This window comes from Herbaspirillum sp. 3R11 (assembly GCF_004563925.1).
Classification (GTDB): Bacteria; Pseudomonadota; Gammaproteobacteria; order Burkholderiales; family Burkholderiaceae_D; genus Herbaspirillum.
Genome location: NZ_SPNJ01000006.1, coordinates 262,087 through 288,858, shown reverse-complemented (window position 1 = coordinate 288,858; position 26,772 = coordinate 262,087). Strand labels below are relative to the sequence as shown.

Genomic DNA, 26,772 nt, shown 5'->3' with positions numbered 1-26,772 from the left:
TTAATTCTTGTCCCCGAGCAGAAACTCTGGATGGGAAGATAGCAGCTGTGCATATAGTTTATTTATGACATCCACTTCAGGAGCTTCTTTTAAGGACAATTGAAGTTTCTCGAATAGATCCTGTATTGCAGCACCGTCCCCGCCCGTTAATATCGACGAGTCTTGAGCAAGAGCTCGAGATAACCACTCTAGTCCGGGTAGGCAGAGCTGTTCCACCAAAGGAATAATCAAACGTCTAATGGCTTTGTTAGACGCGACTGCGAGAACGCGGTGTCGGGCCAAAAGATCACCAATGAAGCTAAAAAAATTCTCAGATAAAGCCCCTTGCGCAGCTCTGGCAGTTAACTCGTACAACTCATCGGTAAATCCACTCATCAACGCCGGCTCGATTGCATCGAACAGTTCATTGGCCGCCGTAACGGTCTCGGATGAAACAGATTCCCCCTTCTGAAGAGCTATAGCAACATCCTTCAAAGCGTCACGGAATTGCGTTCCCAATTTCAAAGGTATAGGCGACGTGCTTAACTTGAGAATGAGTTTTGTCCATGGGCCAAAAGACATCAAATCCGTTGCGAAGTCCTCTCGAGAGACACCAATGAGTGAAGTTCTGCACCATTTAACAAAAAGTTCATTTTTCCCAATTAAAGTGTTTTCAATTAAAGATTCGTAAAAATCCAAATGTTTATCAGTTAAAGGGGTCGATACAATTTTCTCAATAACATCCGCCCTACCAATCTCTTCTCCAAGAAAATTCCATACCAGCAAACTATCTTTCCCGGCCGCTTTAAAGGAATAGAGAATAAAAATAGCTTTTCTAACTAAATCTGAACCATTCAATACTAAAGAAATATTTTCTTCATTTGTGAGTTGCACTATTAGCTCTACCGCTAGCGGATAAGCAACTCCCTTCGACCACGCAATCTGGAAGATTGACTCACGGCCATTTTGACTGTCTAGAAATTCGCATAAAGTACTTAGCAATTCAGGGCGAGTCGAGGGCGATCTTAAAAACTCAGAAACTGCCGCATAACCTGGCACACTATTACCTACAGCAGCAGGAGACTCGGCAGCCGGATTTTCGTTTAGCCAAATAGCAATAAGTACGGATGAAACTCGATCTTGCCTTTCCGCAACGAAGGTCTGATAAAGAAAATGAAGTATCCAACCGTCATTGATATTTTTCGCCAGTCCATCCTTAAAGGTTGCATCGACATGCGATACCGTTGACAAGAGTGAGTAGGAGAGATATATCTCCTGGGTCGAAATAGATGTAGTGGCCGATATTCGAGTAAGAACAAGATCTATCACTTTCGATAAATATTTTGTTTTTTCGACTTTAATATATCGTAGAAGCGTTTGGTAAATCGAGAAGCTAAAACGGCCAAAGCCAATTTCATCCTTCATATACTCAAATATATTCTCATCACCTCGACTAGGCCCAACTGAATCTAGGACGAGGTTATCCTGGCCCCACATGTAGCTACAGAGCTCGATCCAGAATCGATCATCACAAAGAATTGTGACTTCCGGTATCGACCAAGTCTCGTCAAAGTAATCTTTAATTTCGCAGCTATTCCGTATATCGGAAATCGTCTTCAATATCGGTTTGTACTTAGCAAGCTCATCCCCTAGCTCGAGTTTGTTTGTTATATCGTCAAACCATTTGCTTGTCCGATGGAGGCTTTTCTGAAAAGTGACGCGAAATTGGCGGGCCGAGTCCAACTGAACAAAAGCGTCTAACGCTGCTGGAAGTAATTCTTCGTTTAACGGCCAATAGGGTAATTCGCCAATAACGAGTCCTATCTGTTGCAGGATTTCTTGCTGACTTTCAAATTTCGCTTCTTTCAGTATGTTGCTTTTGAATAGGGACACAATAATTCTCAGCACGTAACTCAGGCTATGAGGCATGTCCTCTCTGATAACAGAGCCAAAATTTACCTCTAGAATTTCTGAGAATCCACGTCTAGTTCGATATTCCTCCGCCAGTTCCTTTCCTAATCCGTCAGTAAGAACCTCCTTCAAACGTGGAATTAACAGTATTTGGTTGGCACTATCTACATCTAGATTAAACGTAAGAGCAGCCAACGACCCACCGACATCGGGACCGAGAATCGAGATCTGCTTTCCAGTGGGCAATGTTCGCTTAATCAACTCCTTGGATATTTCTCTACCGTTGCGTTTTAAGACGGCGAAAAGAGCTTGATGTTCGAGAGGAATTATCCCTTGCCATTGTAGGTCAGTGGCAACGATGTCGTTGATCAACGTCACGAGCTCTCGAGGGCCTGGTGGGCTGTCTACTGACAGCTCATCAGCGAATAATAAATAAATTCTATAGAAAGAAGCGCTCTCTTTTGCTTGAGGGAATGCGCTTCCTAGCAACTCGTTTAAATAGGTCTTCCAGTTGGAAAGTACTGGAGGTGGCACGTAAAATTTAACCTGAATGACCTTTTCTAAGAATTGCTCTTGAGATTGAGCAGAACGATTTCGCTGATCGTCCTTATCTACAGCTAACCCAAGGGGTGCATACGGTATCACCACCCACAACTGAATGAACCAAGGTTCTTTTGAAAATTGGGGATTGTCTATGAAAGAACGTAACATCGCCCATATGCCAGCAGATTCACTTGAAGAGATCCGATCTAGATTATCAAGAACGATAATCATACGTCGATCATCTTCGCTTAGCGCATTGGTAAGGAGACGACTAAATACATTTTGAAACTCGAGCGTAGTAGGCTCACTAGTCTCGATAGTTTTAGTTAATTCCTCAGTAGACGCCTTTTGATAAAACATCGTGAGCAGGCGCTGTTGATCGTTGGCGTTCCCTTTGGCTTTTCGCCAAAACCAGAAAAGAACACAACCAGGAGAAGCCAAAATAACTAAACCTATAATTAGCACCAACCAAGAAACTGGAGCCTTATTTAACCCTCCTGAAATCAAAGACATTCCCAAAGGCAATAACAGTAAAAGCGGAAGAAGAATCCGTCCAATAGAGGTAAGAACGGGCATCGTCTCTTTTTTAGATTCTTTAATTCTTCTCGCCAGCTTTCCTTTTTCATCTTCCCATTCTTTAGTGCTATCTTTTTTAGATGAAGCTCCATCACCAATCCAGTGCTTCGCTAAACAATGATCAATTAAGCCCTCTAAGAATGCCCGCCGAAGAGGATCCCCTTGGTGTGCCCAAGCATCGAAATTAAAGATTAAAAATGGCGGTGAATTGCTGGCCTGAGTGATCGTCTTTGATAGAAGTCTGATAATCGTAGATTTACCAGCCCCCCAACTTCCCTCAAGACCGATCGTCTTTCCACCAGGTTGCGTATCAATAGCTTCATACATCGCGTCTGCGATTCGTTGATGTGATTGAAGCTTGTCTAAATCTGACGGCGTGTCCGTTAAAAGTTGAGGCCGTTTGAACTGTAGTGTTTCTTTTTGTGTGGTCAAATCAGTTCACCTAAATTGAAGATTGAGGATCCGCAGTAGTTTTCTAATTTTATGCGATCAACTGTAGCATGCCTTCTGAGTGTCTTTAGTCACTAAAGACAATGAAGTCACGTAGATCACTATAAGTGCAAACCTTTAGTGACTAAAGGCTTTAGCAACTAAAGCTTTAGTCACTAAAGCTTTTCGATAATGCACAGAGCTTTTTTATAAATTTTACTGATTGCACAGTTTTTCTAGGCTACCCATGAGCACTCTATTTTCTACGGCTAGTTTTTTTCTCTGCTATTTCCAACTTCAGAAAATTAACGGTGCGGCGTTCATTCTCGAGAGCTATTTTTAACTCTGCGCAAGCATAAGTTAAAAACTGTATTTCCTTCTTTAGCCCGGAAATTTCATCACTCGCACTATTTTTGTTTTCGACATAGGTATGTTTTTTAATAAACGTATTTCCTCGCTCTGCGGTAAGTAGTGAAATCAGCTCCGGATAGTTTGCGTATAAATTTGCCCGATTTACTTCAGCCAGGCGGCATACTTTTGATACGGAGACCACTTCGTTTTGATCGCGTAGATAAGCCAATGCTGTCAATATTTTTTCTTTGGTAATCGACATGGTTTTCTATTTTTTTACTACGTTACTCTTTGATCTATTTAATTTTTCGAGCACATCTTGAGTATTACTTGCGCGATTTTTCACTACTGTAATCGTTTGAATACTTAACCCATCTTGTTTAATAAATTTTTCCTCTCGCACTGCACGCTCTTCCCACCAAGAACGATGTTTTTCGGTTACCGCAAAATTACCGCATGAAGCGCAGATATTCGGCTCTCTGTCGATCAAGCTCGGCCCGCGCTCATCTCCTCCGCATGCAGACAAATCCTGCGCATATACGCAATAGCCCCAATCGCATGGGGCAAGCGTAATTCCGTCACGAATCAATTTTTTAACGATTGAGTTAAGGGCTCTCTTTCCTCTGAATTTTTGCGAAACTTCGTTTCTTACTATCGATAGCATTTCTCCTGCTTTTCCTCCAAGACTTTTTGCAGTCAGTAGATCTGTCAGACCTCTAGTTAATTCTAGCTCTGACTCTTCATTAAGCAAATGATGCAAACTGATATCTGAACCTACATATGCGCCGTCGAGAATCGCTGTATATATATGGCCATAGTGAGGCGCTAATGCTTCCAATCCCCTCCTATCGCGAAGCACAACGAATTTCGCAAACGTCTTTCTTGCTTGGTGCGGATGGAGTCGCATATTTTTTTTAACTGGATGCAACCGAAAACCGGCACCTGCAAATAATTTAATAAGATCCGAGATTCCAGAAGACCAAAGTCGACGGACGGTTACATAAGGTGGCGGTAGAATTCCGTTGCCATTTGGAATAGCGAAGAGAAAAGAATTTTCTATTTCTGGTATTGCCGCAGCATGTAGTTTCTCTAGAAAACGTATTGCCTTCACGACAGGTAACGGAACAACCCACTCTTTTCTGATTCCGCCTTTTTTTGCGGCAATGCCCTCCATGTACCAATAGAGTTCTCCGTCCGAATGGCGACGCTCAGTACAACAATCTAGCTCGAGTGAAAGTAGTTCGCTGCAGCGCACTCCACTAAAGAAAAGAATTAGTATTGCCGCAGCACCAAGCGATATACGAACGGCTCTGCGTAGTAGTTCTTGAGAGTCAATTATTTCTGACTTGTTACTCAGTCGACGGTGAAGCGAAGAAAATTCCGGATTTTTCTGTATGGCGTTGTACGCAGCATTCGAGCGCGTCCTCATCTCCGCTTTAGTCAATCCTCGGAGATTGCCTCTTAAACAGTCATGATCCTTTATCAAGTTAATCGTATGCGGGGCGTCGTTCTCTATCCAATCGATAGCATCACGAAGCAATGAGACAGCTATTTCCTGAGGAACCGGAATCCACCGTTTGGCTTTGACCGAAAATCTCTGCAACGACCTGAGCTCGGAGATTGTGAACGGATTAATCTGCAAAGAAGCCGGGTAGAGAGACCTCAGCTCCCAGAGTTTTTCAAAAATCCGAATATGCGCCCGCAAGTATCCTTCTGTCAGAACATTTTTTTTACTATCAGGCCTATTTTTAACAAAGAGAATTAAATGGTGTGCCTCTAGCTCGCTAAAGCGATAGATATCGTTTTCAATCATCCACCGAACTAGCCGCCGTAGAAAGCGAGCTACATTTGCCATGGATAAGGGACTTGAAACTCCCGCCAAGGCTTCGGTTCTTTGATCTACCGCTCGAAGAAATTCCTGTGCGCTTTTTTTAAATGTCTGCCGATAGTATCGACTCTCTATTTTTTCAAATAGAAACGTTTCCCAGTCTATTGAGATAGAACGGCCTACGTACAAGGCATGATTCGAGAATTTCCATATTTGCCCGATTTCTTCAATCATTTCTCCTACTCCAAATAGGGAATCTGATTTTGGCTAACAATTTTCTGCGCAGATCTCAGCACCTGATGACTTACATGGGGCAAAAGTTCCTGCTCCAAGATTCGTTGAGTAGGCTCATAGAAAATCTTAAATCTTTCTAACCACCCCTCATTGATCGCCCGTGCATACGTATCCTTTAATTGCTCGAGTGTTTTCAAGAGCTTGGCAACTACTGCGATATCGTCAAGGGGGATGATTGCACCAGGGCACGTCGCACACGCAGTGAATTTCGTACAAAGAGAGCCTTTGGCAGAGCCTTTTGCGATGCCTTCCCAAGGATTTTTGCATATGAAACCAAAGACCGTCTCAATCGGCTTTTGCTTAGACGCCTCTATATTTTCAGCGTTGACACCACCGATAACTGATGAAGCCAATGAAGCTTGTGCTTCAGCAATAACCTTGTCGCTTGCTTCTCGATAATCGAGTTGGGATACATACAAAGAAGTAGTTTTTACCGACCTGTGGTTCAGTCGATTCTTTGCTGCCAATAGACTTCCAGCTGCATCTCGATGGAGTTCCGCACCGGCACGTCGGAGATCTCGAAGTTCGAATCTTGGCAAATTATGCCGTTCTATAAATCGATTAAGTTGATCGTGCATACCTTGCCAACTCGGCACATCGGCCTTACTCCCGCTATACGCCAGGAAAAGATATTTCTTTTCTTGAATAGAAGAAAGTGTGACTAACGGCTCGGTCATTCGCAGAACAATATCGACAAGATTGGGAGCACTCCTCTTGCGTCCCTCACTGAAATCCGCTTTTTGCTCATAGCCTGATCTTTTCTTTTCCCAAACGATACGACGACGATCACTTCTTATGGGATGCGCTTTTACACAATCTCTTTCTAAAAGGCGCATCGACATTGGATTTCCACTGCATTGACAAAGAATTGCCAAATAGAATGGAAAGATATCTCGTGCCCGAGGGTATAAGTAACTAGACAGAAGGATTGTTCCCCCTGCAGATACAGTTCTCTTGGCCAGAGAACTATTAGTTCTTAGTATTTTCTGTGACGGAAAAAAACCGTCTCCAAACTCCACGAGATCACTAATAAGTATCGCTAATGAACTATTTGACGAACCGCTGGCAATGTTTTTTATCTCCGCTCGCATCGAGTCAATTCGAGACACTATTTCATCGATCTCCGCGTATGCTGCTGCAAGCACAGCCTTGATTTTGTTCTCATCAAGCTTCGCTCTCTTTTCTATGTTTCTGTTTTCGTCTCGTACGTAAAAAGTATGGAGAGGATCTATATTTAACTTTTCATCAACGGCGTCAGGAAGATTCCGTGTACACCACACAATAAGGCGAGTGATATGCGTAAAAATCACATATTTGTGTCGATTAGAACGGTTGGATGACGAAAGATAATCTCGAAAAGTATTTAGAACTGTGGGTGGAAATGGGGTACTTCCGCTGATCTCTCTATCGCATAGATGTTGCGCGAAAATCTTTATGTCCCGCCACATTTGACTTTTTGTTTCGACTGTACAACCCGACAGAGATAGTTCAAAAGCCGTCTTAAGGGCGCGTGCACTTGCGATATTTAGTCCAAGAGTGTTGAAGTCAAAACTTCGAATCGACTTTCCGTCGTTTCCTACTGAAACCACTACCAGTGGGTCTTGGCTCATCGCATGCCTCCATCTACAGCGCTTCCATATAGGTAGTTCAGTACCTCTTCAACCGACTCCGAATGGATATCTAACGCGCGTAAATATATTTCGGTGCTCTCTATTGAAGAATGCCCCATCAAGACTTGTAGCGTCTTTAGTGGATTGATCGAGTCACCTTGTTCAGCACGACGTTGAAGCAGAGTCAACGTTAATACAGCGAATGTATGTCTCAGATGATGAAACGTCATGTCTTGGGAGAAGGTAGAGACATTTCTCTTAAACATCGAGGAAATATACTGACGATTAAATTGTTTGCCGTTTTTACCTAAGAAAACGTATTTCTCGTTGCCGTCTATAGGCTTGGGTCTATCTGCGATGAGATACCACCATGTTTCATCGACTAGGCTATCCGGCGCGTACACGGTTGCATCTTTTCCCCCTTTTCGCTGAATACGTATCTCTCGTAAATTGCGGGTCACTTCGCTGGAGCGAATAGGGAGATCGGCTACCGTTAAATTACAGATCTCAAATCGTCGAAGTCCAGTGACGACTGCCCATTTATAGATTAACGAAAAGGGCTTCGGACTCGTCCGAAACAACAGTTGTATTTCAGCGACAGTTAAAACTCGTGGGATACGCCTTTCCGCAAACGGTAAGAAACTGGTGATACCAGTATTTCTTCTTTGATTTCTGCCGTTAAAGAAATGTTGGCTTGGTTTGCTTTCCGTAACGATTCTTTTACCAAGGGGACTTGAGAATTGACCGCGTTCCTCACCCCATTGATGGAATCTAGACGCGGTAGACACTCTCAAATTTACTGTTCGAACTGATGGCGCTTTTTTATTGTTTGATAGTAAATAATTTCGATATTGATAAATTACGAGCTCTGTTACATCTTCAAGTGAAATATTTTTCTCACCGAGAAAATTCAAATATGAAATTAACGATTCTCCATATGTCCTTACTGTGTCTCCCGTTTGGCTATGTCCAAATAGGCAGTTCTCCAAGAGGTAGAAGGACGCGTTCCAGTGAACTACTTCATCTACAACTAAAGCGACTCCTGGGCTGTTGAATAACGCAAGCGGAGTATCCCGAAGGAAACCTTCAGCATCTAGAGTTCTAAATTCCGCCTCAGATTTGAACGTCTTCGAGGGGCTAAGTAAGCGCAGTCTGAAAGCCATATGTTAGTAATCACGTTCATTCCAAGCTAGCGTCCCCACTACTAAGAGCCAGCAAAACTCCAGCATACCCACGGTTGTGAGGGAAATCATATAGACAGACAATGTTGTACACCTAATTCCGGAATTCGATCGCAAGGTGTTGGAAGTATTGCGCGAGCCGCTCGAATCGGGTCAGATCACGATTTCACGGGCGGCGCGCCAGGCCGATTTCCCGGCGCGTTTTCAACTGATTGCCGCCATGAATCCCTGCCCCTGCGGCTACCTCGGCGCGCTGCATCGCGAATGCCGCTGCACGCCGGATCAGGTGGCGCGTTATCAGGGGAAAATTTCAGGTCCGCTGCTGGACCGCATTGACATGCAGATCCAGGTCGGCGCCGTCGCTCATGACGATTTGCGGCAACAAGCCGCCGGAGAAGCATCGGCGCACATCGCCGCGCGCGTGGCGCAAAGCTTCGAGGTGCAACAACAGCGCCAGCGCAAGAGCAATCATCTGCTGTCGACCGGCGAAATCGACCTGCACTGCAAACCAGACGCCGCCGGCGAAGACTTGCTGCGTACCGCGATGACGCGTCTGAACTGGTCGGCGCGCGCCTATCACCGTGTGCTCAAGGTGGCGCGCACGGTAGCCGACCTGGAGGCCGAACCGGTGATCGGCAAAGCCCATATCGCCGAGGCGATTCAATATCGGCGCGCACTGCGCGAACAATAACGCGCTTCGCTCTCCTCAGGCGGCCTTCAACAGCCTGCGTACGAACCACGCAATCACCAGCACGAACACCGCCAATCCCAGCCATTGCGCCGCCGGTGCAAAACCGGCGCCGACCAGCGCCAGCGGATTGTCGCGCCCGGTGGCGCCGATCACGGCCGCCAGGATCACGCCCATGAGGCTCTCGCCGACGATCAGCCCGGACGTCACGAGTACGCCGCGCCGCTCGATGCGCTCGGCCCCGGCCTTATCCATCTGGCCGGACGCCTTGCGTCTGGCCAGATGCAGCTGCAAACCCCAGGCGATCAGCGCGCCCGCCACCAGCGCCATGCCGACCGAGGGCGGCAAGTAGATGCCCAGGCCGACCGCCAGCGCCGGCACGCGCGTCTTGCTGCCGCGTTTTTCCAGGACGACGTCGATGATGATCAGCAGCGCGCCGATGGCTACGCCGATCAGGATCATGGTCCAGTTCAACTGATGCGTGAAGATGCCGTTGGCGATCGCCGTCATCAATGTCGCCTGCGGCGCTGCCAATGCGTGCGCAGCATCCATGCCGGGTCGCGGCAATGCGCCGACGAAACCATAGGCGTTGTAAAGCAGTTCGAGGATCGGTGAAATCACCGCAGCGCCGACCACGCTGCCGATCAGCAGCGCGATCTGCTGGCGGTAAGGCGTGGCGCCCACCAGCCAGCCGGTCTTGAGGTCTTGCAGATTGTCGTTGGCGATGGCCGCGATGGCGATGATGGCCGCAGTCACAAAGATCGCCAGCGCGATCGGCAGCTTGCTGGAACCGGGCGCATCGAGCAGATGATCCACGCTGCCCGAGGCCAGCAGCAACAGCGACACCAGGATCATCGCAATGATGCCGACGCCGGAAATCGGACTGCTGGACGAGCCCACCAGCCCGGCCATGTAACCGCAGGCCGCCGCCACCAGAAAACCGAATACGCACGAAAACACCAGGCTCATGGCCACCAGTCCGCACAACAGAGGCAACGACAGGGGCGCATCGATCAGGAACATCGCAAAGATCAGCGTCAACAAAGCCATCACGGCGATGCCGATCAGGGCAATCGCGCGCACCGGCAAATCACGGTCGGTCAGCGGCCGCTCGCTGCCGTCGTCGAGGGTACTGCGGCTGCGCAGCGATTCGCGCACACCGGCCACCATCGGCCGGAACAAGGTGATCAAGGTCCACACCGCCGCCACGCCGATGGTGCCGGCGCCCATGAAGCGCACCTGGCTGCTCCACAAACCGGTGGCATAGGTAGCGATGGCGGTGCCCTGAGGTGCGGGCGTCAGCAGGCTCAGAATCGGTACTGCGAACACCCAGCTGATGATCACGCCGATCAACACCGCCACGCCGGCGACGATGCCAATCAGATAACCGGCGCCGAGCAGGGCCAGAGAAAAACCCAACGGCAAGCGGAATATTGCGTTGCCGACGCCGGCCCAGACATTCAAGCTCTCCGACAGCAGGCGAAAGCCGCCGGTGACCAGCGCCACCGCCGCCGACACGATGCTGCCGGCCCAGATGTCGTTGAGCCCCTTGCGCACGTCATCGCCGCCGCCTGCCGTATCGGCGTTGCCGACGCGCAGAATTTCGGCAGCCGCCAGTCCTTCCGGATACGGCAGCTCGCTCTGCACCACCATCACCCGCCGCAACGGAATCGTGAACAGCACGCCGAGCATGCCGCCCGCGGCGCAGATGCCGAACGTCTGCCAGTACGGGAAACCTTGCCAGTGGCCGATCATCACCAGTCCGGGCAGGATGAAAATCACCGCCGACAGCGTGCCGGCCGCCGAGGCCTGGGTCTGCACCATATTGTTTTCGAGGATGCTGGCGGAGCCGAACAGGCGCAGCACCGCCATTGAAATCACCGCGGCCGGAATGGCCGAGGAAAAGGTCAGGCCGACCTTCAGGCCCAGGTAAACATTGGATGCGGTAAAGACGACGGTGATGAGTGCGCCGAGGATGATGCCGCGCAGCGTCAGTTCGGCCATGTTGTGGCTCGCGGGATTGGCAGGATGGAGAGGATCGGGATGGGGCATGGGAAAATATCTCCTTCTTGATGGACGTGGATGGTCTGGAATGATCTGTCGTCATTTTTTCCCCGTCTGCCGCTGCAGCGTCGTTTGCTATCATGAGGCTCTTCGTAAAGATCCCGCCGCCATGAATCAGCTCGTCCGCCTTGCCGTCGTTTCCCTGTTGCTGGCTTTGACCGGCGCCGCCGCATTCGGTGCCACGAATTCAACGAATGCGGACAGCAGTGCGATCGACAAGGCCATGAACCCCTTGCCGCCCGGCGCACAAAAAGGCCTCAACCTCGACCTCGGCAGCGCCGCCAAAGGCCTTGGCGACAAAGAGCCGCCGGTGACCTTGAGCCCACGCTGCCGCCAGTTGCGCGCGGATATCGACCGCGCCCGCCACGCGCCGCCCGAGGCACCGCGCGACACCTATCCGGAAGGACCGCGCCGCGACGGCAGGCGTGCGGCGCCGATGCCGCCGCCGTCACCGATGCCAGGCCTGCAGGTGCAGTCGTCCAACAGTTTGCCGGGCCGTCCGTCCGGCGATATCGAATACAGCCGGCGCGCCAAAGCGGAAGAACAGTTCCAGCGCGAATGCCAATAAAAGACCACACTTGCAGGTTTCGCCTGCGGGCTTATACCTGATCCTCCCATGCTTATCGGAATACTCTGCGCGCTGTGCGCCGGCCTGATGTGGGGCCTGGTTTTCGTCACGCCGTTGCTGCTCGGTGATTACCCCGGGGTAGTGCTGTCGCTGGGACGCTATGTCGCCTTCGGCCTGATCGCGCTGGTGCCGGCCTGGTTTGACCGTCGCCGCATCGGACTCCTGAGCCGGCAGGACTGGACCGTCGCCTTCAAACTTGCCCTGGTCGGCAACCTGCTTTACTACGCCATGCTGGCCACCGCGATCCAGCTAGCCGACGCGCCGTTGCCGACGATGTTGATCGGCACCCTGCCGATTGTGATTTCGGTGTGCGCCAACTGGCGTCCCGGTCACGTCTCGGAATCGGTCGCGTGGAGCCGGCTGGCGCCGTCGCTGGTGATCCTGTGCCTTGGCCTGACGCTGGTCAACGGCAGTGAGCTGGAACACCTGCGCAACACCATCGGCAACACGCGCTCCACCACCGACTATGCGCTGGGCTGCATCATCGCGGTCTGCGCCGTCGCTGCCTGGACCTGGTATCCGATCGTCAATTCGCGCTATCTGCGCGCGCATACGCATATCAACTCGGTCACGTGGGCTACCGCGCAGGGACTGGCCACCCTGCCGATGGCGCTGATCGGCTTTGCGCTGTTCGGGATTTTCGGCTACGCCGGCGGCAGCGAATACGCATTCCCGCTGGGACCGCGTCCCGGCGTCTTCGTCGCCATGATGCTGGTGATCGGACTGTCGGCGTCGTGGCTGGGCACGCTGCTGTGGAACAAGGCCAGCCAGCTGCTGCCGACCGCTTTGGTGGCGCAGCTGATCGTGTTCGAAACGCTGGCGGCCTTGCTGTATGCTTTCCTGCTGCGCGGCGTCGCCCCCGATCTGCGCGTGCTGGCCGGTGCGGTGCTGCTGTGCATCGGCGTGGTCTACGGCGTGCGGACGTTCTCGCGCCGGCCTGCGGTTTCGCATTCACCTTGATTTCATCTTGACTCTTCCATGACCATGCGCCAGGTATCCCCCGCCTTTTCCTTCGCTCGTTCCCTCACTCTGCTTGCACTCTTTACCTGCGTATTGACGGCTTGCTCGCCCAAATACAACTGGCGCGAAGCCCACGGCGAAAAGATCCAGTTCACCGTGCTGCTGCCGGCCAAACCGGCGTCCTTCACGCGCCAGATCGACCTGGACGGCCTGCCGGTGTCGATGACCATGACCGCCGCCGAGATCGACGGCGTCACCTTCGCCGTCGGCGCCGCCGAGCTGGCCGACGCCGCACAGACCCCGAAGGCGCTGGAGGCGATGCGCACCGCGCTGATCAACAACATCGGCGGCGCGCCGGTGGCGGCGACGCTTCCGGGCAAACCCGCCGCCGGCGACCGCACCGTCGACGTGGTTGCCGCCGGCGTGGCGCGCGGCCAGCCGATGCGGCTCATGGCGCGGCTGCTGGCGCGCGACAAGCGCATCTACCAGGTGCTGATCGTCGGCCCGGAGAAGTCCATCGAAGCCGAACACGCCGAAACCTTTTTCACCTCGTTTGCTCCAAACTGACACGCCTGAGGCGGCGGCGCAGATGACAAGGGCGGCGCGTCCGGGGTATTCTGTCGGTCTGCCGTAAACCATTAGGCAATAATCAAGACCAAAGTTAAGCAACAATGCGTTATCCGGAAGGAAACAGGCGGATACGCTTTCATTAACATCAATACCCTGAGGAAATATGCTGGTAACGTTCAAATCAAAAGCGGCTGCAGATGTTGTCATGTATGAATCCCATGCCAAGCCCATCCTCGACCTGCTGCACAAGGACATCAAGCGCGGCGTGATCACCGCAGCCGAAAGCGCCGACGCGGTCGCGCTGATCGAGAAGCAGATCGACAGCAGCAAGTCGCATGAAGCCGCCGAAGCCCTGGAACGCGATGTGCATGCGCATCACAACGCCAACGGCGACGACAACGGCCATGAAAAAATCGAGCCGGTGACATTTTCGGCGCGCGCCTATCCGCTGCTGGACATGCTGCGTGAAGCGAAAAAGGGAAATTACGACGTGCTGTGGGGCGTCTGAGTCAGGCGGACCCATTGCCGTAGGACCACACTGCAGGAGCCGATGGCTCCTGCAGTCGTTTCAGCGGGCTGAAAAAGAATTACTGAAAAGGATTAACGAAGAGAATTACTTCGCGCGCGTGCGCAGTTCCGTAAAGTAATACAGCAAAGCCAGCGCCGGGAATGCAAATCCCAGCCAGGTGGTGGCGCTCCAGCCGCCCTGCGCGTAAATCCATCCGCCCAGCGCCGAACCGAGCGCGCCGCCGCCGAAGAAGGTCGCCATGAACAGGCCGTTGAGGCGGCTGCGGATTTCACCGCCGAGCGCGTAGATGGCGCGCTGGCTCAGCACCAGATTGGCCGAGACGCCGAAGTCGAGCAGGATCGCCGAGGCCAGCAACACCGCCAGCGAGGACTCTCTCCCGCCGCTCCAGAAATGCGTCATCAGGAACGAGGCCGCCACCGACAACATGGCCACGCAAGTGGCCGGACGGCTCCAGCCGCGATCGGCCACGCGACCCGCGATCGGCGCCGCAATCACCCCGATCACACCGGCGAACGCGAACAGCGCAATACCCCTTTGCGACATGTTGAAGGTCGGACCGGCCAGGAACAGCGGCGACGTGGTCCAGTACAGGCTGAACGCCGCGAACATCATCGCGTGGTAAGCCGAGCGGCGACGCAGGATCGGCGTGGTCCGCACCAGATGCCACATCGACGCCAGCAGGGCGAAATAATGCATGCCGGCCGGGGGACGGCGCGCCGGCAGGTAGCGCGCCAGCACCAGGGCCAGCAAGGCAGTCACCACGGCCGAGATGCCGAAGATCGCGTGCCAGCCGAACAGGTCCGCCACCAGGCTCGACAGCGGTCGCGCCAGCAGTATCCCCATCAGCAAGCCGCTCATGACGTTGCCGACGGCGCGCCCGCGCGTTTCCGGCAGCGACATGTGGGCGGCGTACGGCACCAGCACCTGAGCGCCGACCGAACTGACGCCGATCACGAAGGCGGCCAGGAAGAATTGCGCGGCGCCCTGCGCATAGGCGGCGCCGACCAGTGCGACGCAGGTGATGGCCATCAGCACCAGCACCATCTTGCGGTTTTCGATCAGGTCGCCGGCCGGCACGATGAACAACAGTCCGAGGCCGTAGCCGATCTGCGCCAGGGTCACGATCAGTCCGGCGGCGCCCGGCGAGATGCCGGTGGCGACGGCGATCGGGCCGATCAGCGGCTGCGCGTAATAAAGATTGGCGACGATGATGCCGCAGGCCGCCGCCAGCAGCGTAATCATCCAGCCGGCGATATCCTGTTGCTTGCCTTGCAAAGCTGCTGCGGTGTCCATGAGGCGGGGCTTTCAGTCGAAAATGAGGAGCACACTGTAGCCGAATTGACAGGATCCTGCCGGAGGCGGCTTTTCGCGGGAGCCCGCATGAGCGCTGCGCATTTTTTTTGCCTCCCGGCCTGACTTTCTTGTCATGTCGACGTTCTGGAATAGCGCCACCGCCGTCGTGGCTGGTACACTGACGCTCCGCATGGGCGCCCGGGCATCGTCAAGTTCGCGTCTCAAAACATGGCTGGAACGCGTGATCGGCGTCGCTTTCATCGGCCTCCGCGTCAAACTGGCCCTTAGCAAGCAATAATGTGACCCATTTTTCCCTGAAAATCGATTCCCTGGCCCATGGCCTGCACGGCGCTGCGCGCGCCGTCGCCGACGTGCGCGCCGGCACCGCCCTGCCGCAAGCACTGGCGCGCCAGTTCGCCAGGTCCGACATGACGCCGCAGGCGCGCGGCGCGATCCAGGACCTGTCTTACCTGTCGATGCGTCGGCTCGGCGTGGCCGACGGTGTGCTGGCCCTGCTCGCCGACAAACCGCCGCAACCGGAAATCCTGCACGGCCTGCTGACCTGTGCGCTGAGCCTGCTGCTGGACGAAGAGAATCCCGCCTACGACGCCTTCACCGTGGTCAACCAGGCCGTCGAGGCGGCTGCCGCCGACGCCGAGATGAGCCATGCCAAGGGCGTGGTCAACGCCATCCTGCGGCGCTTCCTGCGCGAGCGCGCGGCGCTGCTGCCGCAAGTGGAAAAAACCCCGCCAGGCGCCTGGAATTACCCGACCTGGTGGATCGACCGCCTCAAGAGCGCTTATCCGGCCCAATGGCAGGACATCCTGCGCGCCGGCAACGCCGCTCCGCCGCTGACGCTGCGCGTCAACCGTCGCAAGTCCAACGTGCCAGATTACCTGCACCTGCTGGCCCTCAACGGCATTGGCGCACGCCAGGTCGGCGCCGACGCGGTGCGACTGGACAAGCCGCTGCCGGTAAGCCAGATCCCTGGCTTCGCCGACGGCCTGGCGTCTGTGCAGGACGCTGCCGCGCAAATGGCGGCGCCGCTGCTGGACGTGCAGGACGGCATGCGCGTACTGGATGCTTGTGCAGCGCCGGGTGGCAAGACCGGTCATCTGCTGGAATGCGCCGAACTTGATCTGGTGGCGCTCGACAATGACCCAAAGCGGCTGCGTCGCATCGAAGAGAACCTGCAACGCTTGCAACTCAAGGCGCAACTGGTGGCCGGCGACGCCCGTCATGGCAACCCGGATGGCCAGGGTTGGTGGGATGGCAAACAATTTGATCGCATCCTCGCCGATGTACCGTGCACGGCCTCGGGAATCGTCCGCCGCCATCCCGATATTCGCTGGCTGCGCCGCAAAAGCGACACGGCGCAACTCACAACACTTTCCGCCCAAATACTCGACAATCTTTGGCAGATGCTAAAGCCGGGTGGTAAATTGCTGCTGGTGACGTGCTCATTATGGCCGCAGGAATCGGAAGAACAGGCGGCTGCATTTGCTCACCGCCACCAACGTGGCGAAGGCAATCAGGGCGATCCGGGTTATCACGCCGTCCGACTGCCCGCTCCAGGTCAATTGCTGCCGACCGCCAGTGCAGAAACCGACCATGACGGCCTGTTTTATGCGCTGTTTCAAAAAACTGGACCATGAATTGACGCAATCGGCTCTTATTTCCACGCATCTGCCGTCATTCCGCCAACTTCCACCGGCGGCCCCGGCCGCATCCTTACATCCGTCCCGGTGGCTTCAGCGCATGTTGCTGGCCTTGGTATTGCTGTTCTGCCACGCCGGTCTCCAAGCTGCGGAAATCGACATCACCCAAGCTAGGCTGGAAGCCACCGACGACGGCTACCGGCTATCCGCATCATATGCCTTCGAGCTCAACCGCAGCCTGGAAGATGCCCTGGTGCGCGGCGTGCCGCTGTATTTCACCACTGACGTCCAGCTCACGCGGCGGCGCTGGTACTGGTTCGACGAGGTCTCCATCTCGGTGTCGCGCACGGTGCGCGTTTCGTATAACGTGCTGACGCGGCAATACCATGCGTCCACCAGCGGCCAGCTGCAGCAGAGTTTTTCCTCGCTGGAAGACGCCATGTCGCTGATCCGCCGGCCGCCGCGCTGGAACATCGCCGACAAGAACACGCTCAAGTCCGGCGATATCTACAACGTCGGCCTGCGCATGCGACTGGATGTCGCGCAATTGCCCAAACCGTTCCAGATCAACGCGCTCAACAATAGCGACTGGCGGCTCTCCTCCGACTGGAGAGAATTCACCTTCAAAGTCGAATGACCCGTACCTTGCGCTATTTGCTGGTGGTGGGCGGCGGCGTCATCAGCATCCTGCTGTTCCTGCTGGCCTCCGCCTCTGAAAACTCCGCCCTGTTCGACCAGCACTACCCGTGGCTGCTGGGCCTGAACGCACTGGCTGCCGTGGCTCTGTTGCTGCTGGTGATCCTGCTGCTGACACGGCTCTACAAACGCTACCGGCGCGGCAAATTCGGTTCCAAATTGCTGGCGCGGCTGGTGATGCTGTTCGCGCTGATCGGCATCCTGCCCGGCGCGGTGATTTATCTGGTATCGGTGCAGTTCGTGTCGCGCTCGATCGAATCATGGTTCGACGTGCGCATGGAGGCGGCGCTGGAGTCCGGCCTCAACCTCGGCCGCAACGCGCTCGACTCCTCCCTGACCGAGCTCGCCGCGCGCGGGCGCTCGATGGCGCAGGAGCTGTCCGACATGTCGGAATCCGAACAGGTCACCTATCTGTCGCGCCAACGCGACCAGAGCATGGAAATCACCGTGGTCAACGCCAACGGCCAGGTGCTCGCCGCCGTGGGCGGCCGCATCGGCGTGCTCACGCCCATCCTGCCAACCACGGCGATGATGCGCCAGGCCCGCCTCTCGCGCGGCTTCTCGGTGGTGGAAAGCGACGACTCGCGTCCGCTCAACGGCGAGTCGGACGCCGACGGCAACCTGCGCCTGCATGTGGTCATCGCGCTGCCGGCCTCGTCCAAAGCCATGGGGCTGCAGAACGACAATCGCTTCCTGCAGATCCTGCAGCCGGTGCCGGACTATCTCGCGACCAATGCCGAAACCTTGCGATTGGCTTACAGCGAATACCAGCAGCGCTCGGTGGCGCGCTCCGGCCTGCGCAAGATTTACATCGTCACGCTCACGCTGACGCTGCTGCTGGCCATCTTCGGCGCCATCGCCAGCGCCTTCCTGATCGCCAGCGACCTGGCCAAGCCGCTGCTGCTGCTGGCCGAAGGCACCAAGGCGGTGGCCGAAGGCAACCTCTCGCCGCGCCCCATCGTCAGCACTTCGGACGAACTCGGTACGCTGACGCAGTCGTTCAACACCATGACGCGGCAGTTGCTGGAAGCGCGTACCTCCGTCGAGAAGAACCGCGCCGAGCTGGAAAACGCCAAGGCCTACCTGGAATCCGTGCTGGCCAACATGTCGGCCGGCGTGATGGTGCTCGACAGCGAATTCAGCATCGTCAGCGTCAACGACTCGGTGCGTCGCATCCTCGGGTACGATTTCAGCGGCAGCACCGGCACGCCGTTGCACACCATCGACGGCCAGGCGCTGTTTGCCGAAGCCATCATCAAGGCCTTCTCGGAACAGCGCGCCCATCTCTCCGACAGCGCCGAAGACGGCCTGCACTGGCAACAACAGATCGAGCTGCCTCACCGTGGCAGCAGCAACGGCGCCGCCAATACCAGCGACGGCGCCGAAAGCAGCAAGGACGGCAGCAAGACCATCCTGCTGGCGCGCGGTTCGCATCTGCCGGTGCAAAGCGGGGTCGGCTACGTCGTCGTGTTCGATGACATCAGCAAGGTCATTTCGGCGCAGCGCTCGATCGCCTGGGGCGAAGTGGCGCGACGCCTGGCGCATGAAATCAAGAACCCCCTGACGCCAATCCAGCTGTCGGCCGAACGCCTGCAGATGCGCCTGGCCGACAAGCTGCTGCCGGCGGACGCCGCCATCCTGGACAAAAGCACCACCACCATCGTCAATCAGGTCAGCGCCATGAAGCGCATGGTCGACGACTTCCGCGAATATGCCAAGACGCCGCCGGCCAAGCCGTCGGCGCTCGACCTCAACGCGCTGACCGAAGAAATCCTGCACCTCTACCTGGCCGGCGACGGCCGCGACACCATCCACGCGCGGCTGGCGCCGGATCTGCCGAAGGTCATGGGCGACGCCACCCAGCTGCGCCAGGTCATCCACAATCTGCTGCAGAATGCTCAGGATGCGGTCACAGAGAACGGCGACATCACGCCGCATATCGACGTCGTCACCGAACTGGTCAAGTACCAGGGCTCCAACGGCGTCGCGCGCAGCGCGGTGCGGCTGTCCATCACCGATAACGGACCGGGCTTCAGCCAGAAAATTTTAGCCAGCGCGTTCGAACCTTATGTAACATCCAAACCTAAAGGGACGGGTTTGGGCTTGGCGATGGTCAAGAAAATCGTCGACGAACATGGGGGCCGCATCGATATCCAAAATCGTAGCGATACAAGAGGCGCAAAAATACTGATTTTGCTGTTAAAGTTAGCGTCCGATGCATAAGGATTAAGATTTTTCTCATTGCTGCCGTTGATACATGGGTCTTTACCAAGTAAGGTTGCGGAATTAGCCCGGCGTTGTTGTGTGTCTGCGTGCCGTACTCACGTACCGTTCCAGTCATACGCCCAGCCAGATTGATTTTTGCAGCAGAGCTGTAAAGAGTTCAGCGGTTGCACGGAAAATCTCAAAAATATCTAGTGAGGAAAGCAGGCACATGGCTAACATCCTGGTCGTCGATGACGAAATGGGTATCCGCGAGTTGCTCTCGGAAATTTTGGGCGATGAGGGACATGTCGTAGCAACCGCCGAGAACGCGCAACAAGCGCGCGAGTTGCGGTTGGGCAGCGTTCCGGATCTGGTGCTGCTGGATATCTGGATGCCCGACACCGACGGCGTCACCCTGTTGAAGGAGTGGCAGCGCGACGGCTTGCTGACCATGCCGGTGATCATGATGTCCGGCCACGCCACCATCGACACCGCGGTCGAAGCCACGCGCATCGGTGCACTCAATTTCCTCGAAAAACCGATCGCACTGCAAAAACTGCTCAAGGCAGTCCAGCAAGGCCTGTCGCACAGCCGCGAACCGGCACGTCCGGTGTCGTACATCCGACCGACCGTCGCCGCGAGCGCCGACAGCATCGATCATCACGCCAGCCCGCTGTCCTCCTATGCGCCGCCGAACGCGACCGACACGCTGCATCACGGCCACGGCCTGGCTGCTGCGCCGGCCTATGCGCCGATCGCCGACAACGCCTCCAATATCTCCTTCGATCTGCCATTGCGTGAAGCGCGCGACGCCTTCGAGCGCGCCTATTTCGAATACCACCTGGTGCGCGAAAACGGCAGCATGACGCGCGTAGCCGAGCGCACCGGTCTGGAACGCACCCACTTGTACCGCAAGCTCAAGCAACTCGGCGTCGAGCCGGGCAAACTGTCCAAGAAACACGTTTAAGCAGCCTGCGACCGACGGCGCAATGCCGTCGGACGTCCACCTACAGTTTCGCCGATACTTTCCTGCCGGCTCTGTTTCCCCCGCTTGCCTTCCCTTACCGTAGTTTTACTGCCGCCTCCGCGCCCGGCCTGATTGCCGGCAAGCTTGCTCTTGCCTCTGAGGAACCTTCTCGCGTCCATTCCATCCATTCCTGTAGGGCCTGTCGCTTTGGCCCTGAAGCTCGCCCGTTCTTCATGTCATTTTGTCATTCGGGCAAAAGTTATCGCCGATTGCGCCGTAACCATATTCAGGGGGACGCAACAGCGACGCCGTCCAGGGCGGCCGCCCGCCACCCTTGAAATACCCCGATATGACGCCACTTCCTTTCCAAAGCTTAAGCATTTGCACAAGGAGCCACTATGAACCTGATCTACAACAGTGAGCAATACAGCGTCGTTGAATTCGGTGCCGACCGCGACCACGAAGCCCTGCGTTTCGGCGGCTATGAAATCATGGACAAATCCGGCCAGCGCGAAATCTACATCGATGGCCCCGCCGCCGAACTGTTCCGCAAGGACGTACAGGACCTGATCGCGACGGAACCCTCGATGGAAGACATCGACACCTTCCTCAGCAAGTACGACCTGATGATGCGTCACCCGATGACGCTGCACTGAACCAAGCACGCTGCGACCTGCCGGAGACGGCAGCGTTGCGGCTTGCCCGGGTCCGCACGCGGCGCGGCCGGGGCCTTGCTTTCTCCCCACATTCTCCCTATATAATTTCAGGCTTGCGGCGCGTGCCGCGGCATCCTTCCGCCTGACATCCGCCTCAATGAATTCCTTGCCCATCACCAGCAGCCAGACCGGCATCCACGAGCACTTGCCGGCGCTGCTTACGCGCCATGCTGCTGCGCCGTTCCGCAAGCCGGTGACCGACTACAACCGGCGCGCATTCGAGGAGAGCATCGTCGCCTGGCATGCTGCCGGCGGCGCCCCCCTGATCCTCGACACCGGCTGCGGTGTCGGCCTGTCGACGCTGAACCTGGCGGTGCAATACCCCGATCACTTCGTCATCGGCATCGACCAGTCGGAAGATCGCCTCGGGCGCAATACGCAATGGGACGGGCCACAGCCGGACAACCTGTGCTTCATCCGCGCCGACCTGGTCGACTACTGGCGGCTGCTGCTGGAAGCAAAGATCTTCCCGGCGCGCCAGTACCTGCTGTATCCCAATCCCTGGCCCAAGATCGGCCACCTGGCGCGACGCTGGCATGGCCATGCAGTATTCCCGAGCATCGTCGCACTGGGCGGCGTCATCGAGTGCCGCAGCAACTGGCGGATCTACGTGGAAGAATTCGCCGCCGCGCTGACCCAACTGAGCGGGCAAGCGACGGCCTGCGAAGCCTACGCCACCGACGCACCCATCACGCCGTTCGAGCGCAAATACCTCGCTTCGGGGCATGCATTGTGGCGCTGCCGCACTGAGTTGCGGCCGCAGCACAGCGACGACGGCTGAGGGCAGGTTTGCGCCGGGCGCAGTATCATAGGGCCTTTTTTGCCGCCCTGATTTTCGCGTTCTTCATGCCTGCGCGCTTCTTCATGACCCACCCCACCGGATTGTCCGCATGAGCCTCGCCGTCGTCGCCCTGGTGCTCTGCGCCGCCCTGCTGCACGCTTCCTGGAATGCCTTGCTGAAAAGTAGCGGCGACCGCCTTGCCTCGCTGACCATCATGACCATCGGCGCCGGCATCGGCGCGATTCCGCTGGTGCTGTTCACGCCGCTGCCGCACGCGGGCGCGTGGCCCTACATCATCCTGTCGGCAATCCTGCACACCGGCTACAACCTGTTCCTGATCCGGGCCTACCGCATCGGCGATTTCAGCCAGTCCTATCCGATTGCGCGCGGCTCGTCGCCGATGCTGGTGTCGATCGGCGCGGCCATTTTCGTCGGCGAACAGATGAGCGTCTACACCTGGCTGGGCGTGGTGCTGGTGTCGATCGGCATCATCAGCCTGGCCAATATCAAGGATCGCAGCAACCTGTCCGGCCCGATCGCGGCCTTCACCACCGGCGCCTTCATCGCCGCCTACACCGTCACCGACGGCATCGGCGCACGCGCAGCCGGCAACGCCCTGGCGTATTCAGGCTGGCTGTTCGTGCTCGACAGCTTCCCGCTGGCGCTGATCTTCCTGTGGATGCACAGGCGCCTGCCGATGGCAGCCGAGCGCAAACAGAACTGGCTCAGCCTGGCGGGCGGCGTGATGTCTTTGGTGGCTTACGGGATTGTGATCTGGGCCGTGACGCTGGCGCCCATGGGAACGGTATCCGCCTTGCGCGAAACCTCGGTGCTGTTTGCGGCCCTGATCGGCACGCTGTTCCTGGGAGAGAAACTGACGATGCGGCGCATCTTCGCCTGCATCGTCATCACGCTCGGCGCTATCGTGCTGGGTTGGCACCGATAGCGCGAGCGTTTTTTAACATCCGTTAAATCTCGACCTTGGTCCCCAGCTCCACCACACGGTTGGCCGGGATGTGGAAGAAGTCCGACGGCTTGGCGCCGTTCTGGTACATCCACGCAAACAACTGTTCACGCCACAACGACATGCCCAGCAACTTGCTCGGCACCACCGTATCGCGCGCCAGGAAGAAGGACGTGTCCATCAGCTCGAACTCGATGCCGAATTGCGATGACGTCAGGTCCAGCACCTTGCTCACTTCCGGCGCTTCCTTGAAGCCGAAGGCCGCGCGCAGCAGGTAGACGTTGCCGCCCAGATCCTTGAGCGTCAGGCGTTCTTCGTCGGAGACGTAAGGCACGTCCCAGATGCTGATCTTGAGGAAGAACACGCGCTCGTGCAGGATGCGGTTGTGCTTGAGGTTATGCAGCAGCGCCACCGGCACGGTGTTGATGTTGCCGGTCATGAAGACTGCGGTGCCGCCGACGCGGTGCGGCGGATGCGCCAGCAAGCCTTCGACGAAGGGCTCCAGCGGAATGCCGTCATCCTTGATGCGCATGCGCAGCAACATGCGTCCCGAGTACCAGGTCATCAGCAGGAAGAACGCCGCGCCGCCCAGCAGCAGCGGGAACCAGCCACCATCCGCGATCTTCAGCAGATTGGCGGTGAAGAACGCCAGGTCGACCGTGATGAAAGCGCCGATCACCAGCGTCACCAACACCGGATGCCATTTCCATTCGGCGCGCATGACCACTCCCGCCAGCATCGTGGTGATCACCATCGTGGTCGTCACCGCAACGCCGTATGCCGCCGCCAGATTGTCCGATTTCTTGAACGCCAGCACCACCGCCACCACCAGCACCAGCAGCATCCAGTTGATCAGCGGAATATAGATCTGACCGCGCTCGTCTTCCGAGGTATGCAGGATGCGCATGCGCGGCACGAAGCCCAGCAGGATGGCCTGGCTTGTCAGCGAGAACGCGCCCGAGATCACCGCCTGCGACGCGATCACGGTGGCGAACGTGGCCAGCACCACCATCGGCACCAGGAACATGTCCGGCACCATCAGGTAAAACGGATTCTTGATCGCTTCAGGATTAGCCAGCAGGTTGGCGCCCTGGCCGAAGTAGTTGATCACCAGGCAAGGCATCACGGTATACAGCCACGCGAAGCGGATCGGCCGGATGCCGAAGTGACCCATGTCGGCGTACAGCGCTTCGGCGCCGGTCAGCACCAGCACCACCGATCCGAGCACGATGAAAGCCTGCAGCGAATGCTCGATCATGAAATGCACGGCGTAATACGGATTGATCGCCACCAGGATGTCCGGCGCCTTGAGGATGTGATACAGGCCCAGTGCGCCCAGCGAAATGAACCACACGAACATGATCGGTCCGAACAGCTTGCCCACCAGGTTGGTGCCGTGGCGCTGGATCAGGAACAGGCCGGTCAGGATCACCAGCGTCAGCGGGATCACGTAATGCGAAGTCCCCGGTGCCGCGATGTCCATGCCCTCCACCGCCGACAGCACCGAAATGGCCGGCGTGATCACCACGTCGCCATAGAACATGCAGGCGCCGAACACGCCCAGCATCATCAGCAGCTTGGCGCGCGGCGAACCGCTCACGGCCGTGCGCAGCGACAGCGCCATCAGCGCCAGCACGCCGCCTTCGCCGTTGTTGTCGGCGCGCATGACGAACAGCACGTACTTGAGCGAGACCACGATCGTGATCGACCAGAACAGCATGGAAATGATGCCCAACACGGCGTCGGGTGAAAACGCGATGCCGTGTTCCGGGCTGAAGCATTCCTTCAGCGCGTACAGCGGACTGGTGCCGATGTCGCCGAACACGACGCCGAGGGCTGCCAGGGTAATGATGTGGAGTTTTTGCGACCGGAAGGAATAATTTGGTCTGACCTGAGTTGAACTCATTGTTTTCCCGTATTTGATTTGATGCTCATGTCTGCAGCGAGCTTGTCGTCGTTTTTTCGTCGTGCTGACCTACAGCTTTGAATGCGCGTTACGCCGGTGAAACCGGATAGCGCGTACTTTATCGCACTATCCACCCGCCGGGATGCTGCGTTGCGCAAAGGCATCTACCTGACGCCGCGGCCTTGACATCGGCGCGCCGGCGAGCATCGCGGCCCGGCGGCGGCGCGCAAAATTCAGCGCAAAACACAAGTAGCGGCTATGGCTCCCAAAATGCAGCGAAAACCGCATAAAGATATGCGATAAACGCGTTTTTCATTCTGCGAGCGCCTTTATATACTCCTAGCTCATAAAGAACATCCTTTTCCACCCATGTTTGTTCTTAAGCCCTCGCCCACAAGAACGAGGTCCCCGCTTTTACCGGAGTATCCATGTTTGCCAAACGACTTCTCTCCGCCGCGCTGAGCCTCGGCCTGCTGACCGCCGGCCTCGCCGCCACCGCGCCCGCACGCGCCGAAGGCCAATTGCGTATCGCCGAACAATTCGGCGTCGTCTATTTACTCTTGAACGTCGCCCAGGACCAGAAACTGATCGAAAAGCACGGCAAGGCCCAGGGCGTCGACATCAAGGTCGACTGGGTCAAGCTGTCGGGCGGCTCGGCCGTGAACGACGCGCTGCTGTCGGGTGCGATCGACATCGCCGGCGCCGGCGTCGGCCCGCTGCTGACCATCTGGGATCGCACCCACGGTCGTCAGAACGTGCGCGGCGTGGCCTCGCTGGGCAACCTGCCCTACTACCTCGTGAGCAACAACCCCAACGTCAAGACCATCGCCGACTTTACCGACAAGGACCGCATCGCGCTGCCGGCCGTCGGCGTTTCGGTCCAATCGCGCGTGCTGCAGTTGGCCTCGGCCAAGCAATGGGGCGACGCCCAGTACAACAAGCTCGACAAGATCAGCGTGGCCGTACCGCATCCTGACGCCGCCGCCGCCATCATCAACGGCGGCACCGAGATCAGCGCCCACTTCGGCAACCCGCCGTTCCAAGATCAGGAACTGGCCGGCAACCCCAAGGCGCACATCGTGCTGAACTCCTACCAGGTGCTGGGCGGCCCGTCGTCGGCCACGGTGCTGTACGCCACCGAGAAATTCCGCAAGGAAAATCCCAAGACCTACAAGGCCTTCCTGGACGCGCTCGATGAAGCCGCCAAGTTCATCGCCGCCAATCCCGACAAGGCCGCCGATACCTACATCCGCGTCAGCAACGCCAAGATCGACCGCAACCTGCTGCTGAAGATCATCAAGAACCCCGAAGTGCAGTTCAAGATCGCGCCGCAGAATACCTACCCGCTGGCCGAATTCATGCACCGCGTCGGCGCCATCAAGAACAAGCCGGCATCGGTGAAGGATTACTTCTTCGACGACGCTCACATCAACGGAGGCAGCTGA

General features: G+C 56.3%; 20 protein-coding genes and 1 pseudogene. 13 read left to right on the top strand and 8 right to left on the bottom strand.

What is annotated here, in order from left to right:
- The 5 genes from E4P32_RS23355 to E4P32_RS23335 all read right to left on the bottom strand — a co-directional run bounded on the left by E4P32_RS23355 (window position 1) and on the right by E4P32_RS23335 (window position 8,684).
- Complete coding sequence (locus E4P32_RS23355; protein WP_135008790.1) at window positions 1-3,441, bottom strand: P-loop NTPase fold protein; 3,441 nt, start codon at window positions 3,439-3,441, stop codon at window positions 1-3.
- 253 nt (window positions 3,442-3,694) lie between these two features.
- The gene (locus E4P32_RS23350; protein ID WP_135008789.1) at window positions 3,695-4,051 is read right to left on the bottom strand and encodes a hypothetical protein; all 357 of its coding nucleotides are present in this window, start codon (window positions 4,049-4,051) and stop codon (window positions 3,695-3,697) included.
- Window positions 4,052-4,057: 6 nt separating this feature from the next.
- The gene (locus E4P32_RS23345) at window positions 4,058-5,851 is read right to left on the bottom strand and encodes a site-specific integrase (protein WP_135008788.1); all 1,794 of its coding nucleotides are present in this window, start codon (window positions 5,849-5,851) and stop codon (window positions 4,058-4,060) included.
- Window positions 5,852-5,856: 5 nt separating this feature from the next.
- Window positions 5,857-7,521: a hypothetical protein gene (locus E4P32_RS23340; RefSeq protein WP_135008787.1), complete on the bottom strand. Its 1,665-nt coding sequence runs from the start codon at window positions 7,519-7,521 to the stop codon at window positions 5,857-5,859.
- The gene (locus E4P32_RS23335) at window positions 7,518-8,684 is read right to left on the bottom strand and encodes a tyrosine-type recombinase/integrase (RefSeq protein ID WP_116436291.1); all 1,167 of its coding nucleotides are present in this window, start codon (window positions 8,682-8,684) and stop codon (window positions 7,518-7,520) included. The genes E4P32_RS23340 and E4P32_RS23335 overlap by 4 nt, the downstream gene beginning before the upstream one ends.
- Before the next feature lie 115 nt (window positions 8,685-8,799).
- On the opposite strand from E4P32_RS23335, the pseudogene E4P32_RS23330 reads away from it, so the two are divergent.
- A pseudogene (locus tag E4P32_RS23330) lies at window positions 8,800-9,393 on the top strand (ATP-binding protein); the annotation flags it as partial.
- Window positions 9,394-9,408: 15 nt separating this feature from the next.
- Here the strand turns inward: E4P32_RS23330 and E4P32_RS23325 are convergent.
- A complete protein-coding gene (locus E4P32_RS23325; protein ID WP_199525688.1) occupies window positions 9,409-11,442 on the bottom strand; it encodes an oligopeptide transporter, OPT family in 2,034 nt (677 codons plus the stop codon).
- Between the two features lie 121 nt (window positions 11,443-11,563).
- Between E4P32_RS23325 and E4P32_RS23320 the strand changes: the two genes are divergently transcribed.
- The 4 genes from E4P32_RS23320 (at window position 11,564) to E4P32_RS23305 (ending at window position 14,120) form a co-directional block, all read left to right on the top strand.
- A complete protein-coding gene (locus E4P32_RS23320) occupies window positions 11,564-12,022 on the top strand; it encodes a hypothetical protein (protein WP_116436290.1) in 459 nt (152 codons plus the stop codon).
- 48 nt (window positions 12,023-12,070) lie between these two features.
- Window positions 12,071-13,042 (top strand): DMT family transporter, encoded by a 972-nt coding sequence (locus E4P32_RS23315; protein ID WP_116436289.1) that lies wholly within the window; start codon window positions 12,071-12,073, stop codon window positions 13,040-13,042.
- A gap of 18 nt (window positions 13,043-13,060) precedes the next feature.
- Entirely contained in the window at window positions 13,061-13,609 is a 549-nt protein-coding gene (locus tag E4P32_RS23310; protein ID WP_116436288.1) for a hypothetical protein, read from the top strand.
- Window positions 13,610-13,775: 166 nt separating this feature from the next.
- The gene (locus E4P32_RS23305; protein WP_116436287.1) at window positions 13,776-14,120 is read left to right on the top strand and encodes a DUF1840 domain-containing protein; all 345 of its coding nucleotides are present in this window, start codon (window positions 13,776-13,778) and stop codon (window positions 14,118-14,120) included.
- A gap of 105 nt (window positions 14,121-14,225) precedes the next feature.
- Here E4P32_RS23305 and E4P32_RS23300 read toward each other — a convergent pair whose 3' ends face one another.
- Window positions 14,226-15,434, bottom strand: coding sequence for an MFS transporter (locus E4P32_RS23300; protein WP_116436286.1), 1,209 nt, complete (start codon window positions 15,432-15,434; stop codon window positions 14,226-14,228).
- Between the two features lie 299 nt (window positions 15,435-15,733).
- Between E4P32_RS23300 and rsmB the strand changes: the two genes are divergently transcribed.
- The 7 genes from rsmB (at window position 15,734) to E4P32_RS23265 (ending at window position 23,403) form a co-directional block, all read left to right on the top strand.
- Complete coding sequence (gene rsmB, locus E4P32_RS23295; protein WP_199525687.1) at window positions 15,734-17,089, top strand: 16S rRNA (cytosine(967)-C(5))-methyltransferase RsmB; 1,356 nt, start codon at window positions 15,734-15,736, stop codon at window positions 17,087-17,089.
- Window positions 17,090-17,192: 103 nt separating this feature from the next.
- Window positions 17,193-17,729 carry a DUF4390 domain-containing protein gene (locus tag E4P32_RS23290; RefSeq protein WP_116436285.1) on the top strand — a complete coding sequence of 179 codons (537 nt, stop codon included), beginning with the start codon at window positions 17,193-17,195 and terminating at the stop codon, window positions 17,727-17,729.
- A complete protein-coding gene (locus tag E4P32_RS23285; protein WP_116436284.1) occupies window positions 17,726-20,011 on the top strand; it encodes an ATP-binding protein in 2,286 nt (761 codons plus the stop codon). The genes E4P32_RS23290 and E4P32_RS23285 overlap by 4 nt, the downstream gene beginning before the upstream one ends.
- 211 nt (window positions 20,012-20,222) lie before the next feature.
- Window positions 20,223-20,960: a response regulator gene (locus tag E4P32_RS23280; protein ID WP_116436283.1), complete on the top strand. Its 738-nt coding sequence runs from the start codon at window positions 20,223-20,225 to the stop codon at window positions 20,958-20,960.
- Window positions 20,961-21,358: 398 nt separating this feature from the next.
- On the top strand, window positions 21,359-21,616 hold the full coding sequence (locus tag E4P32_RS23275) for a DUF3567 domain-containing protein (protein ID WP_016836074.1): 258 nt from the start codon (window positions 21,359-21,361) through the stop codon (window positions 21,614-21,616).
- Window positions 21,617-21,773: 157 nt separating this feature from the next.
- A complete protein-coding gene (locus E4P32_RS23270) occupies window positions 21,774-22,457 on the top strand; it encodes an SAM-dependent methyltransferase (RefSeq protein WP_116436282.1) in 684 nt (227 codons plus the stop codon).
- Between the two features lie 109 nt (window positions 22,458-22,566).
- Entirely contained in the window at window positions 22,567-23,403 is an 837-nt protein-coding gene (locus E4P32_RS23265) for a DMT family transporter (RefSeq protein WP_116436281.1), read from the top strand.
- A gap of 22 nt (window positions 23,404-23,425) precedes the next feature.
- On the opposite strand, the gene E4P32_RS23260 is transcribed toward E4P32_RS23265, so the two are convergent.
- Window positions 23,426-25,327 (bottom strand): potassium transporter Kup, encoded by a 1,902-nt coding sequence (locus E4P32_RS23260; RefSeq protein ID WP_116436280.1) that lies wholly within the window; start codon window positions 25,325-25,327, stop codon window positions 23,426-23,428.
- Between the two features lie 428 nt (window positions 25,328-25,755).
- Between E4P32_RS23260 and E4P32_RS23255 the strand changes: the two genes are divergently transcribed.
- Window positions 25,756-26,772, top strand: a complete 1,017-nt coding sequence (locus tag E4P32_RS23255; RefSeq protein ID WP_116436279.1) for an ABC transporter substrate-binding protein — start codon at window positions 25,756-25,758, stop codon at window positions 26,770-26,772.

Coding starts and splice junctions, on each gene's coding strand:
- E4P32_RS23350 (WP_135008789.1), bottom strand. CDS start 4,051: ATGTCGATTACCAAAGAAAAAATATTGACAGCATTGGCTTATCTACGC.
- E4P32_RS23345 (WP_135008788.1), bottom strand. CDS start 5,851: ATGATTGAAGAAATCGGGCAAATATGGAAATTCTCGAATCATGCCTTG.
- E4P32_RS23340 (WP_135008787.1), bottom strand. CDS start 7,521: ATGAGCCAAGACCCACTGGTAGTGGTTTCAGTAGGAAACGACGGAAAG.
- E4P32_RS23335 (WP_116436291.1), bottom strand. CDS start 8,684: ATGGCTTTCAGACTGCGCTTACTTAGCCCCTCGAAGACGTTCAAATCT.
- E4P32_RS23325 (WP_199525688.1), bottom strand. CDS start 11,442: ATGCCCCATCCCGATCCTCTCCATCCTGCCAATCCCGCGAGCCACAAC.
- E4P32_RS23320 (WP_116436290.1), top strand. CDS start 11,564: ATGAATCAGCTCGTCCGCCTTGCCGTCGTTTCCCTGTTGCTGGCTTTG.
- E4P32_RS23315 (WP_116436289.1), top strand. CDS start 12,071: ATGCTTATCGGAATACTCTGCGCGCTGTGCGCCGGCCTGATGTGGGGC.
- E4P32_RS23310 (WP_116436288.1), top strand. CDS start 13,061: ATGACCATGCGCCAGGTATCCCCCGCCTTTTCCTTCGCTCGTTCCCTC.
- E4P32_RS23305 (WP_116436287.1), top strand. CDS start 13,776: ATGCTGGTAACGTTCAAATCAAAAGCGGCTGCAGATGTTGTCATGTAT.
- E4P32_RS23300 (WP_116436286.1), bottom strand. CDS start 15,434: ATGGACACCGCAGCAGCTTTGCAAGGCAAGCAACAGGATATCGCCGGC.
- E4P32_RS23290 (WP_116436285.1), top strand. CDS start 17,193: ATGTTGCTGGCCTTGGTATTGCTGTTCTGCCACGCCGGTCTCCAAGCT.
- E4P32_RS23285 (WP_116436284.1), top strand. CDS start 17,726: ATGACCCGTACCTTGCGCTATTTGCTGGTGGTGGGCGGCGGCGTCATC.
- E4P32_RS23280 (WP_116436283.1), top strand. CDS start 20,223: ATGGCTAACATCCTGGTCGTCGATGACGAAATGGGTATCCGCGAGTTG.
- E4P32_RS23275 (WP_016836074.1), top strand. CDS start 21,359: ATGAACCTGATCTACAACAGTGAGCAATACAGCGTCGTTGAATTCGGT.
- E4P32_RS23270 (WP_116436282.1), top strand. CDS start 21,774: ATGAATTCCTTGCCCATCACCAGCAGCCAGACCGGCATCCACGAGCAC.
- E4P32_RS23265 (WP_116436281.1), top strand. CDS start 22,567: ATGAGCCTCGCCGTCGTCGCCCTGGTGCTCTGCGCCGCCCTGCTGCAC.
- E4P32_RS23260 (WP_116436280.1), bottom strand. CDS start 25,327: ATGAGTTCAACTCAGGTCAGACCAAATTATTCCTTCCGGTCGCAAAAA.
- E4P32_RS23255 (WP_116436279.1), top strand. CDS start 25,756: ATGTTTGCCAAACGACTTCTCTCCGCCGCGCTGAGCCTCGGCCTGCTG.